Source organism: Priestia sp. BR_2 (assembly GCF_041954005.1).
Taxonomy (GTDB): domain Bacteria; phylum Bacillota; class Bacilli; order Paenibacillales; family Paenibacillaceae; genus Paenibacillus_AQ; species Paenibacillus_AQ lautus_A.
Map to the genome: position 1 here is coordinate 1 of NZ_JAVFHM010000090.1, position 9,038 is coordinate 9,038.

Here is a 9,038-nt window from a genome sequence, read left to right on the forward strand (position 1 = left end):
CTATTACAATGGGATATTGGGGAGATTATGTAAACGTAGAGCTAAGATCCATCATAGAGTGCGACAATGGCGTCTGGGAGCAGAAAGACATCTATTATCAATAGAAGCAAGATGCTTATATCAACGTGATCTGCTGCCTTCTTGTTCAACAAATGGACAGTGAGGCCCTGGTATATTAACGGGAGGTTTACTGTGAAAATAAAGATTAAACATGCGATCTTTTGGCAGTTAGTATTGTTTGGGTTGTTATCTTAGTCGGGTGTGGCAACGACAATGAGTTAACGATTGATCAAGTGGACGTTATGGCCAAGGTAATGGCGGACGGTGACTTATATGTGGAAGAGCTATTCACTTACACAGTACAAGGAGAGTATGAAAGAATTCCTAGATATATGGACAATTTCGGGGGAGCTAATATTGAATTTTTTGAAGCTTATGTACCACCGAATGACCGAGAGCTCGGCAATCTTGGTTATGTTAATTTGGAGCGTTATCCGGTCTATTTAAGAACTAAATCGGGTTCTTATTACATCGAATTACAAGCTAAAGATGAAACGAGGCAGATCTATTATCGCTATAATGTGAAATATGACGATCGTGGAGAGCTGGATTGGACCGTACTCAAAGATAACAGGTTTGATCATCACAACGTAACCGTTAGGGTATATACGGAACAGCCTGCAAAAGAGAATTTATCTGGATTTGCTTACGATCGCTCAAGAGGCAGCTTGACAGAAGTAAACAATCGTTGGATCAGGTACGAAAACACGCTATTACCTGAAGGGGATAGTGCGAGGCTGAAGTTGTATTTCCCCCCAGAGGTGCTGACGGAGAGGGAAACAGAAGAGACCTCAGCCTCACTCTCGGAACGACTGTTAGCTGAACAGAAGCTTCAGCAAAGATTCGAAAAGCGTGAACAAGATGGGCTGGCCGGTGTATTTTCGCTGCGCCGTAAAGGTATGGTGAGTCTTTCCTTAGTGCCATCAGCTATGAGATTCCAGGAAGATTCGAGAGCGCCGATGAGGCTTCCCGAGTTTACATTCAAGGGTAATCGTACAGCCCTGAACAAACCAGACCGTTACTTGCTTGGTTGGCTGTCTCACGGTACGACTGTCCTGAACCTGGATAAATTTTCTGGCCCTACGAAAACAGAGCGCAGGAATAAAGCGACTATGGGTAAATACATAAAGCGCATGAGAAGTCTTAATAAGGGACTCAGCCGCTGGCAGGAGCTTGTGGAGACTGAGAATAGCAAAGGGATCATGTACAAGGAATACGCGGCGAGAAAAGTCATCATACCGGCTCTAGCTCTCATACATCTGGTTTTGCTCATCTATCTGTACATTGCAGACGTAACACCTTGGGGATGGGTAGGAGTATTGGCCATTGTTTTGGGCGGCGGACTCATATTAGCTATTTTTCGCTGGCGCCTCAAAAGATACATCATCGTCTTTTTGGTCGTTTGCTTTTTCGTGGCAGCTCCAATTTTGTATGATCCCCTGGTAGACGAATACTTGAACTTCGTAATTCTTTCATTTTTACTTGTTGGGTTATTACCCCGAGGAGCATTAGATCAGCGTTCGGCAGCTTACCGAAGCGCTATAAAGCGGTATCGACGAAAGCTGGCTAGAGGCGGACATGATCTAGGAAGGGCTAATAATGACCGCAAAATGGCTGGAAAAGATGAGGGAAGATGCGCTATTACTTGATGTAGGAGAACGTTTTATGAGAAATGTCAGCAAAGAAAACCCGGATTTTCCTTTATCAGAGGCTTCTTCCCTGTTTGATAACGATGTGGATACCGCTATCGATTATGTCTTTAATCGTTCTTGGAAGGGAATACCTGGGGGGACAACTTCCGGGAGAACTCCGAGCAGCGATAGTGACAGTGGAGCAGACGGGGGGAGTTCATACGACTACAGTAGTGACAGTGGCAATGATGGAGGTTCGGGAGATGGCGGTGGGGGAGGAGATTGACTAAGTTAGTAAAAATTGTCGGGTGACAAAAACATAGTAACATTAGAAGCCGCTGATTATGCGGCTTTTTATATTTAGGTTATCAAGCAATGACAAGAACATGGTTACATTCCCGATTTGATTTCATCGAGGCAGCAGACGTCTTTTTATTAAGTAAACGGGGGAAGGCGTGTCATATGACATTTTGACACTGTTGTACATAACAAGGAGTGCAGTAGGATACAGAAGAGAGTTCTGGGAACTAGAATATATCTCATCAAACCAAATCACAAAGTATTTAAGGAGAGGATTTTATGAAACAGAAAATGGGTATCGCAATTGCTGCTTCGATGATCACACTGGCTGGTTTTACAGGAAATATTCATGCAGCTTCGAAAGTAGGTGCTTCTCTTATAGCTCCCTACAACTCCAATCAGAAAGCCGAGCAGATAAAATGGTTAGAAAAGCATGCCATGCCATTAAAGTCAACGGATCCAACAGCATCTCTTCAGGATTTAAGACCGCTTAAGGATATGATCGGATCAGCTACAATTGTTGGTTTAGGCGAAGCGACGCATGGAGCTCACGAAGTTTTTACCATGAAGCATCGCATTGTTAATTATTTGACAGCTGAAATGGGCTTTAAGGCCTTAGTGTTAGAAGAGGGATGGGACAGAGCATTGGGACTCGATCGCTATGTTCGTACGGGTAAAGGGGACCCAAGCCAATATCTAAGTCCTGTATTTAACACGAAAGAAATCATTGATCTGCTTCAATGGATACGCCAATATAATGCGGATCCAAAGCATAAATCCAAAATACGGATCATCGGCATGGATATACAAACCGTAAACGAGAGTGTTTATAACAATATCCTAGCGTATGTAAAGAAATACGATCCAAAACTTGTCACTCGTTTCGATCAAAAGATGAAAGGCCTTATTCCTGTAACCAAGGATTTAGATACCTTTGGCGGCCTTAAGAAAGAAACGAAAGCACGGTATGTTTCAGATGCGAAACAAATTAGCGCTTTATTAGAGCAAAATAAACATAAACTGAATGGAAAATCCCCAGAGTTCGCATGGATCAAACAAAATGCCCGTATTATTGAGCAATTTACGACAATGACAGCCGCATATCCTGATAACCTGGAAGACTTTTATTTGAAACACGATATTGCCATGTATGAGAATGCGAAATGGACTGAAGAACATATAGGAAAAACAATCGTGTGGGGCCATAACGGGCACGTGTCGAAAACAAATATGCTTCCTTTCGTATACCCTAAAATGGCTGGGCAGCACTTAGCAGAACATTATGGCAAACGGTATGTAACCATTGGAACATCTGTTTTCGAGGGACGTTACAATGTTTATAACACCAGCCAACAATTCGGGCCCTATGGAATCTTAAAATTAGATGACCCGAACAATTTTAATTATACGTTTGGACAAGTCAAATACGACCAGTTTTTTGTTGATTTACGTAAGGCAAGCGGAGTGACTAAAACTTGGCTAAACGAGCAACATCCCATTTTTGCCGGAGTAACAACGGTAGGTCCAGATATCCCAACGACTGTTGATGTATCATTAGGTAAAACATTCGACATCCTCGTTCACATTCAGAAAGTGAAGCCATCTCAACTGAATCGATAAAATCTTAATTATGTATGCTTAAAAGTCGCTTAATTGCGGCTTTTTTGTTTTTTACGATTTATGTTTGTCAAAAACCGATAGACTTCCAAAATATGGACTGTCATGTTGACAGCGAGAATACGGTGTATGATTTTGTTCTGGGCTGAATTTTAGAGCGGTCATTCAATATGAAAGCACATTGAAAGAGAAAATGCATAAAGCTGGCTGATTTGGTATAGTGCCTAATTACTTTTTTCCCTGTAGTATAGTAAGAGAATACTGGCACACAGGGGTCTTCCTGAGTTTTGAACAATTCTAATGTGCAGTTGGTCATAACCGTAGCTTACACTCCGTTCATTTTATGTCATATGACATTATGACACTGGCAGAATTGACATCAAGAGCAGTAGGATACGTTTACTACTTGCAAAGGATGTGAGCTCTTTGATGGCAAGAACCGTCGCCAGTTTTGTTCAAAACGGCTATTTCCTGCTGTTTACTTTCGTCACCGGATTGTTTTACTTCTGCTTTTATTTGGTTGCCATTATTCTGGGTTTGAGTCTTTCGTTTACTGTCGTGGGCGTTCCTCTCCTGGCTAACGTTTTGCGCACGACAACTGCCTTCCTGCAATTCGAACGAGTACAAACCAAGATCTATATGGATATCACCACCGATCCTTGTGTTAAAGCTGTCACCCCGAAAGTATCCAACTGGCTCCAAGCGAAAAAGGAGTTGCTGAACCGACGCAACTGGATCGCTATTGGCTGGCTGATGTTGAAGTTTCCGGTAGGGATTTTAAGTCTGATCAGTGCGGCCTTACTCTATGTGGCACCGCCTGTATTGATTGGTGTTCCGTTCCTCTATCCGTTTATCAGCCTTTCCATTATGGGTGCGACGGTAGACACGTTTGCCAAAGCTATGATGGTATCAGCCACAGGGATCGTACTGATGTTGGTGAGCTGCTGGCTTGCAGACCGCTTGGCGCGCTGGATAGGCGGCTACACGCGTCTAATGATCAAGCATGTGAACCGGTAGACGAATGCCCCGCTTCGCCTCGTAGGTCGTCGGAGGATAGTTTACTCTATAGCAGTTTACTTTATAATAGTTACGTAATGTCATACTGAAAGTCTTTAGGGGATGATGGTTTTGTTCGATATGGTCAAGCAATGGTACTGGTACGACTGGCTCATGTTTATAATCCGCCTGATATCCAGCATTTCTCTCGTGTTTACGACAATAAGTCTGCAACAATATTTCACGCTGCCGATTGTGGTCCTTGTCCTATGGCAGTTGATTGCTTTTTCCGTTCCATGGCTTTGCTTGCAGCTCAATTATAAATACTATTTGTTTACCGAAATTGTGATCTCGGGTGGGTTGTGTTTGTATCTGGCTTCATTTTTTCCCCAAGCCTACTTAGCATTCCTGCTGTATGCATTTTTCATTGCTGCCCATAGCGCGCATAGGGCCTATCTCTGGTCAGGGCCTGTTACCATCTTGCTCCTGCCAGCCATAATCAAGCAGCTTGGAGAGCAGAGTGAATACTGGGTCATGGCCGTTCACATCGGGCTGGCGTATATCTTCGGATTCTCCTTCCATTTACTCGTGCTCAATCATCGTCAAGGCGAAACGATTCGCGAGCAAAATGCGGTGTTGGAGCAGTACCTGTCCCAAATCGAGCGTATCACGCTTGCCGAAGAACGGAGCCGGCTGTCCAAAGAGCTTCATGATACCGTCGGTCATGCCTACACTTCGCTCATTATGGGATTGGAAACGTTGCGTCCTCAGATGGCAACGGATACGGGAACCGAAAGTCTCGATTCCCTATTGAACCTGGCCCGCCAAAATATGGAGGAGGTCAGAGGCTACGTACATCAAATCGAATCGCCGCATGAGACTCTCCCCCTGCTTCAGTCTTTGAGGAAGCTGGCGGAGGAGTTTCAGGAACATGCCAAGGTGCCGGTTACTTTCCATGCCTACGGGGAGGAATACCCTGTAATGAAGCAAGCGAAGACAGCGCTCTACCGCTGCCTGCAAGAGTCGTTGACGAATGCCGTGCGCCATGGACACTCGACAGAGATTAAGGTTTCCGTGCATTTCGAGCCCCAACAGACGAGACTGGAAATTCAAGATAACGGCCGCGGGATGGAGCATGGAAGGGAGGGCTTTGGCCTCAACGCCATGAAAGAGCGGGCGATGATTTTGCAAGGCCATGTGGCCGTCTATACGGAGCGGGGAGAAGGCACTCTCGTTACCTGCACGCTACCCAGACAAACGGAGCATAAGGATGAAGTCATCCGCCTGTTGGTCGTCGATGACCACCCCGTTATTCGTGAAAGCTTGCGGACTTTGCTGGAAGAGCAGCAGGATTTTCAGGTTGTCGGGACGGCAGAGGATGGCGAGCAAGCGATCGAGCTGTGCAGGCAAGTTAAGCCGCAGCTGGTGCTTATGGATGTTGAGATGCCGAATGTGGATGGGATCTCCGCATCCCGTACGATAAAAGAATCGTGGCCCCACATCCGGATTCTGATTCTCACCACGTTCGAGGATACCAAACAGGCTTTGGAGGCGATGCGAAGCGGGGTGGATGGATACCTATTGAAGTCCATGCAGCCGTTAGAGCTGGCTGAAACGATTCGCACCGTCCACCGCGGGGGCACGCTGATCGATCAGGGCATGTCGCACAAATTATTTGCCCAACTGGAAGCGGACAATAGCGTCGATGACCATTCGTCAATCAAAGCGTCCTCGGCCTATGATTTAACGCCGCGGGAACTTGAAATTTTACAGTTTGTGTCCAAAGGGCTGCGATATAAAAGCATTGCTTCCAAATTGTATTTATCCGATGGTACGGTTCGAAACTATGCGTCATCGGCATATATGAAGCTGGGGGTCCGCAACCGGGAGGAAGCGGTGCAAAAAGCCAGGGAGGCTGGGCTTCTGGAATAACCCCAAGTTATGTATCCTGGTGACGGGTGTCGATCATACGTGAGTGATTTACTCCGTATGATCGACACCCGTCATTTCAATTTATATAGGCCATTTTTATTTATCAGAGCTATGGTTTCTGTTAACCATAGTAGGAGATAAACCTGAGATTACGTGGGCCTTACTAAAGGATATTAAGCTAACGGGAAACGTTAGCTTAATAAAGACTATAAGGCAGCCGGTCAGATTGACTACCTTAACTTTAACTTAATAAGCAATTTACGAAGAGGCTGCCGACATAATTTGGGCAGTCGTAAAAGAACTACTTCATGCTTTCAATGAAGAGAAAAGCAAAAAAATTATGTATGATTTTCATTTGCGGGTAAACTAATGAATGCAGCAGGATGTCACTAAACGTTATAAGAGCAATGACTGTTATGTTAAAAGCAAAGTAAAATAAAATGATGTCGGGTGAAAAAACATAGTAACATTAGAAGCCGCTAATTTACGCGGCTTCTTCTGCTGGTTGGGTAGCTGTAGCCACCGTATTACGTAAAAAGACTGGTAAATGACCACCCTTACAGTAAAGAGTATCCCCGCGTTATTATTTCCTTTTACACTCGAAGCGCTTTTACCACCAAACGTTTTATTGCACCCATAATCCGAGGTTTTGTCCATGAAGGAGAAACAAAAATCGTATACATTCCTAATCGATTTCCACCCCATAAATCAGTAATAATGCCATTGCCGACAACCGCTGTCTCATTTTTTCGGGTTCCGAGTATATCCAAAGCAGCCATAAAAGCTTTTTTCTTTGGTTTACTCGCTTCGAATAAAGCCGGAATCTCATTAACCAGTTCGTTTCCTTGCGAAGGAGGTTTACTGTTCGAGACGATAATCAGCTTAATCGCATATCGGGACTTAAAGTCTTTCAGCCATTTCTTCATCGAATCCGATTCAGCCGAAGAATTTTTCGAAACTAATGTATTATTCCAATTAATTATTATTCCTTTAATTCCTGCCCGTTGCAGCGCGTCTCCATCAATGTCATAAATTGAACGCACACTTTGTGAAGGTTTGAAAATAGGCATAAAACTCCTCCGTTACATTTGATTACTAAGTTGGTCATAAGTCATATATAGTTTTCCTTAACCTTCATTTTTAATACCCCTTATTCATCAGCACACAGAAGAAAGGAGACTATGATCAATTTACATTATGTGACCGTGCCAAGAGACACCTTTAAGCATCGCAGGAACTCCTCTTGCGCGTGTTTTTCGTACGATTGTAGCGAAACAACTAAAAAAGTTTCAAACATCGAGACGATTTATTTTATGGAGTACTTTCCTTTCATTTGGACACTCTAATTCATAATTGGGCAGAAACTCATAATGATTTACCTGGAGTGTGACGATAAAATGACTAATGCTTACATAAATGGATACTCGATGAATTATATCGATTGTGGAAAAGGAACAGCAATCCTCTTTATTCATCCACCTGTACTGACGAGCTTAAATTTCTTATATCAAATTCAAGGGCTTTCACCACATTTTCGAACCATTGCTTTTGACATCAGAGGGCATGGCAAGAGTCAGCCTTCCAAACAAGCGGTTACATATCCTATAATTGTTGAGGATATTAAACAGTTGATAGACCAATTAAGCATCGAAAAAATTTTCTTGTGTGGATATTCTACTGGCGGTTCGGTTGTGCTTGAGTTTCTCTTGTCTCATCCCGATCGAGCATTAGGAGGTATCATCATCGGGGGAATGTCGGAAGTGAACGAATGGCGTCTAAGAAATAAAATATCTTTGGGAGCCGTTTTCTCTAAAATCGGAGCAGTCGGCACGATCGCGTTTTCCACTGCTTTGACGCAAGCTAAAAATATTTCGTTGTTCCGTGAGTTATTCAACGATGCGAAAAAAGGAAATGCCAAAAATGCAGAACAGTATTACCAGTACAGCTTAAAGTATAACTGTACATCGCAACTTCGGGAAATCCAACTTCCAGTACTGCTCGTTTACGGAGAAAAAGACAAGCACTTCCATCCTTACGCCAAAATGTTGCATGAAAAATTGCCTATGAGTGAGTTGGTTATCATTGAAAAGGTCGATCATCGGATTCCGACGAAAGCCCCCGGACCATTGAACGAACGAATCAAACAATTCATGCGTCACTCCAGTCACTGAAAGGCCTGTGTTTTATACCATTCAATGTGCCGAACCCCTACGCGTCCCAGATAAGGCGAGGCAGGGGAGGTGGCCGGTACGGTGCACAAAACGGGACATATTACTGATATTGTCGAGGGACAAGAACATGGTCCCAAAGAAAGTCGCTAATTTAGCGGCTTTTTTGTTTTATCTGTACAAGTTCTTGTCCCTAATCGAAGACAAGAACTTGTACCGATTGCCGTAAAGGATAAGAACATGAGCCGATTACAATTAGATAAGCGTCTAACTATATTTCCATTCAATTTCATTAAGGTAACGGGCAGGATTACTCACCAATCTGAATTGATTG

The 9,038-nt window shown here is 43.7% G+C and carries 7 protein-coding genes; 6 read left to right on the forward strand and 1 reads right to left on the reverse strand.

Features of this window, described 5'->3' with window-relative positions; all coding sequences use genetic code 11:
* The first annotated feature begins 302 nt into the window (after positions 1-302).
* From RB298_RS02555 to RB298_RS02575, 5 genes are all read left to right on the forward strand, one after another.
* Positions 303-1,709, forward strand: coding sequence for a DUF2207 domain-containing protein (locus RB298_RS02555; RefSeq protein WP_486045589.1), 1,407 nt, complete (start codon positions 303-305; stop codon positions 1,707-1,709).
* Entirely contained in the window at positions 1,660-1,977 is a 318-nt protein-coding gene (locus tag RB298_RS02560) for a hypothetical protein (RefSeq protein ID WP_486045591.1), read from the forward strand. The genes RB298_RS02555 and RB298_RS02560 overlap by 50 nt, the downstream gene beginning before the upstream one ends.
* Before the next feature lie 293 nt (positions 1,978-2,270).
* A complete protein-coding gene (locus RB298_RS02565; protein ID WP_486045593.1) occupies positions 2,271-3,611 on the forward strand; it encodes an erythromycin esterase family protein in 1,341 nt (446 codons plus the stop codon).
* 426 nt (positions 3,612-4,037) lie between these two features.
* A complete protein-coding gene (locus tag RB298_RS02570) occupies positions 4,038-4,625 on the forward strand; it encodes a sensor domain-containing protein (protein ID WP_486045595.1) in 588 nt (195 codons plus the stop codon).
* A gap of 120 nt (positions 4,626-4,745) precedes the next feature.
* Positions 4,746-6,536, forward strand: a complete 1,791-nt coding sequence (locus tag RB298_RS02575) for a response regulator (RefSeq protein WP_486045601.1) — start codon at positions 4,746-4,748, stop codon at positions 6,534-6,536.
* Positions 6,537-7,129: 593 nt separating this feature from the next.
* Here the strand turns inward: RB298_RS02575 and RB298_RS02580 are convergent.
* Positions 7,130-7,606 (reverse strand): YqeG family HAD IIIA-type phosphatase, encoded by a 477-nt coding sequence (locus RB298_RS02580; protein ID WP_486045597.1) that lies wholly within the window; start codon positions 7,604-7,606, stop codon positions 7,130-7,132.
* Between the two features lie 327 nt (positions 7,607-7,933).
* Between RB298_RS02580 and RB298_RS02585 the strand changes: the two genes are divergently transcribed.
* Positions 7,934-8,707, forward strand: a complete 774-nt coding sequence (locus RB298_RS02585) for an alpha/beta fold hydrolase (RefSeq protein ID WP_486045599.1) — start codon at positions 7,934-7,936, stop codon at positions 8,705-8,707.
* Positions 8,708-9,038 lie beyond the last annotated feature (331 nt).

What these genes read in the sequence shown, in the direction of transcription:
- RB298_RS02555 (WP_486045589.1), top strand. Translation starts at nt 303, where the DNA reads ATGGCCAAGGTAATGGCGGACGGTGACTTATATGTGGAAGAGCTATTC.
- RB298_RS02560 (WP_486045591.1), top strand. Translation starts at nt 1,660, where the DNA reads ATGACCGCAAAATGGCTGGAAAAGATGAGGGAAGATGCGCTATTACTT.
- RB298_RS02565 (WP_486045593.1), top strand. Translation starts at nt 2,271, where the DNA reads ATGAAACAGAAAATGGGTATCGCAATTGCTGCTTCGATGATCACACTG.
- RB298_RS02570 (WP_486045595.1), top strand. Translation starts at nt 4,038, where the DNA reads ATGGCAAGAACCGTCGCCAGTTTTGTTCAAAACGGCTATTTCCTGCTG.
- RB298_RS02575 (WP_486045601.1), top strand. Translation starts at nt 4,746, where the DNA reads ATGGTCAAGCAATGGTACTGGTACGACTGGCTCATGTTTATAATCCGC.
- RB298_RS02580 (WP_486045597.1), bottom strand. Translation starts at nt 7,606, where the DNA reads ATGCCTATTTTCAAACCTTCACAAAGTGTGCGTTCAATTTATGACATT.
- RB298_RS02585 (WP_486045599.1), top strand. Translation starts at nt 7,934, where the DNA reads ATGACTAATGCTTACATAAATGGATACTCGATGAATTATATCGATTGT.